The following is a 2,926-nucleotide window of genomic DNA, read 5'->3' as shown; positions in this document are numbered from 1 at the left end:
GGCAGCGCACTGCGGCAGGCGCCGCCTGCGGCGCGCTCAGCAACCCTACCCGCAGCGTGCCGCCAGGCCGTGCCGTCATGCAGCCACCACCGGCGGCGGCACCCCCGCGCGCTTGCGCAGCGGTTCATACTTGGCCATCAACGGCAGCAGGATGCCAATGGACAGCCACAGGATGGCGGTCTCGGGGCCGGACAGGTAGTGGCCGCCGGCGAAGTCGCCCAGCAGCATCGCTATCAGCGCCACCCAAGTGCCCTTGGCCAGCGCCGCCATGGAGTGCGGCGTGGCCGGGTCGGCGGCGATGGCGCGCAGGCGCCGGATCAGCAGGCGGCAGAACACGACCATCAGGCCGAAACCGATCAGGCCGAGGTCAAGCAGCACGCGCAGGAAGACATTGTGCGGGTGGGCAAAGCGGATCATGCCGCTCTTGGCAGCGGCGCTCCAGGCCACCGAGCCGACGCCCGACCCCCACAGCGGGCTCTTTTTCACTTCCGGCAGCATCTGCTTCCACAGCCACGCCCGCCCGGCCGTCAGCGCTTCGGTCTTGGCCGCGACGACGCCGCGCGAGGATTCCGTATCCTCGATGCCAGTGGTCAGGCGCCCCAGCACGGCGTCGGGCGCCACCAGGCCGACGGCCAGCACCACCGCCATTACCATCACGGCGTAACGGTATTTGCGCTCGATGATCACGAAGGCGGTGAAGCCCACCAGCGCCACCACGTAGCCGCCGCGCGAGAAGGTCAGGATCAGCGCCACCAGGACGGCGCCGATGGTGAGCATCAGGAACAGCCGTTCAAGCGGACGCTCCATCGCCGGCGCCATGAACAGCAGGATGGTAAAGGCGATGCCGAAGAACTGGCCGAAACCGTTGGCATGCATGCCCAGCACATCAAGCATGCCGCGCAGCACCATCAGACCCATGCCGCCGCTGCCGACCTTCGCTTCGAAGCCCAGTAGCAGCAGCGCCGGCAACAGCGCGGCGAGCATCAAGGGGAAGATGAACAGGCGCGGACGTTTGCTGCGCAACACCGCCGCCCCCAACAGCCACGCCGCCACCAGGGTGAGCAAGGGACGCACGAAGGCAAACATGAGATAGGAAAACGGCGTCTGCAGAATGGCGTAGTCGGAAATATTCGGCGCTTCATGGATGTGGCGCAGGCCCAGCAGCATGCCCACGCTGATCGGGATCAGGTAGGCCCACCAGAAGAAGCGCGGCACCTTGACCAGCTGCACATGGCCCATGAAATGATTGAGGAACAGTGCCGCGAAGGTCAGCAAGGTCGCCAGGTTGACAAAATTCAGGGCGCTCGACTGCGGCATCAACGGCGCATATTGCACCGGTAACAACAACATCAGTAGTACCACGCCGACACGGAAATCGCGCAGGACCATCATGGCCGGAATGACCGGCAGGAACATCAGCAGCGCGATCCAGCCGTTGGCCACGGCGCTGACCAGGCCCAGGAACACCGCCAGGAACAGGCCCAGCGAGATCAGCAGCCATTGCGCTGCGTTCGATTTCTTCTTAGCGCCAGTTTTCATAGAGATATCCCTTATTCGAATAGAGAAGGACCAGCAGCGCCAGTCCGTAGGCAGCGGCGTAGGCAGCCGTTGCCGCCTGGGCGCCCAGCAGCGGCAACCAGGCATGGGTCAGTGCGATCTGCAGCACCGCCACGACAATCTCAAGCACAATGTACCATTTTGCCCGCAGCTTGATGACCAACGCCATGCGCAGCGGCCAGGCCGCCATTTTGAGCACGTTGCCGAGGAAAAGATAGCCCAGCAACTCGCGTACCGGCACGAACTGGCGGGTAAACACGATCGCAATCACCAGGTCGCGCAGCAGGTAGATCGCGAGCGCGCCGACTGCCGTCAGGCCGGCTACCTTGCCCATGGTACGCCACAGCTCGCGCCCGAATTCGCGCTCGTCCTTGATGCCGGCCAGGTGCGGCATCAGGTACATCGACACGGCCGTGGTCAGCACCAGACTGTACATGTCCGACAGCCGCAATGCCGCCTGCCAGAAGCCGGCCGTCGTGGCGCCCAGCTGCACCACCAGCGCATCGCGCACCATCAGCGGCGCAATCGGCTCGGTGATCGAATGGACCAGCAGCATCGGGAAGAAAGCCCACAGGCTGCGCACCACCGCCGGGTCCCAGCGGCCGCCAAACGGCGCCAGCGCGGCAGTGCGCTCGCGCGCCAGCACACCCAGCGCTGTCAGCAGCACGCAGCAGTTGGACACGGCAAAGGCCAGCAGGCCGCCCCAGACACCGAACCAGTAACACAGGGGCACAAACACCAGCGATCCTAGCAGCGAGGACACGATGCCGATCACGCCCAGCACGGAAATACGCTTTTGCCCGTTCAGGCCGCCCGTAATGACGAAGCCCGCCATCGACAGCGGAATACTGGCGGCGCCGGCGACGATGGCGGGCCAGTAGGCCCCATCCTTGAGCAGCCAGGCCGCAATCGGCTGCGATGCCAGCGCCACCAGCACGCACAGCGCCAGGCCGATCAGCAGCGCCAGGCGCATCGCCGTGCCCCACAACGTGGCCAAGCCATCGACGCCATCATCGCCGGCCTTGGCGGTCAGGTTGACCACGGCGGTGTTGATGGCGGTGCCAAAGGCGCCGCTCATCAGGGTGAAAAAATTGCCGAACTGGCCGACCAGGGCCAGGCCGGCCGGTCCCAGGTAGACGGCGGTGATCTTGATGCTGAGGAAGCCAAGCACCATGCGCAGCACCGACTGCGCCGCGCCCCAGCCCAGCGCGCGCTTCAACGCCATGCTGCCTCCCTGCCCTGCACCAGATCCAGCAGCACCGGTTCCAGCACGGCCAGCGCCGCGCCCACCGCGTGATGGGCCTGAAAATAGCGGCGGCAGCGTTCGCCCAGCGCAGCACGCTGCGCCGGCGCCGCCGCCAGCGCGGCC

The 2,926-nt window shown here is 66.1% G+C and carries 2 protein-coding genes; both read right to left on the bottom strand.

Going from position 1 to position 2,926, the window contains the following annotated elements; genetic code table 11:
• Positions 1–75: 75 nt before the first annotated feature.
• On the bottom strand, positions 76–1,539 hold the full coding sequence (locus GTP46_RS29040) for an O-antigen ligase family protein (RefSeq protein WP_161010105.1): 1,464 nt from the start codon (positions 1,537–1,539) through the stop codon (positions 76–78).
• Entirely contained in the window at positions 1,523–2,782 is a 1,260-nt protein-coding gene (locus GTP46_RS29035; RefSeq protein ID WP_161010104.1) for an O-antigen translocase, read from the bottom strand. The genes GTP46_RS29040 and GTP46_RS29035 overlap by 17 nt, the downstream gene beginning before the upstream one ends.
• Between the last annotated feature and the right edge of the window lie 144 nt (positions 2,783–2,926).

This window comes from Duganella flavida, from assembly GCF_009857445.1.
Taxonomy (GTDB): domain Bacteria; phylum Pseudomonadota; class Gammaproteobacteria; order Burkholderiales; family Burkholderiaceae_D; genus Rugamonas; species Rugamonas flavida.
The sequence above is the reverse complement of the archived record's forward strand: the minus strand, read 5'-3'. Positions and strand labels throughout refer to the sequence as shown.

Bases quoted from the DNA above. Each gene is read 5' to 3' on its own strand.
- GTP46_RS29040 (WP_161010105.1), bottom strand. From the start codon at position 1,539: ATGAAAACTGGCGCTAAGAAGAAATCGAACGCAGCGCAATGGCTGCTG.
- GTP46_RS29035 (WP_161010104.1), bottom strand. From the start codon at position 2,782: ATGGCGTTGAAGCGCGCGCTGGGCTGGGGCGCGGCGCAGTCGGTGCTG.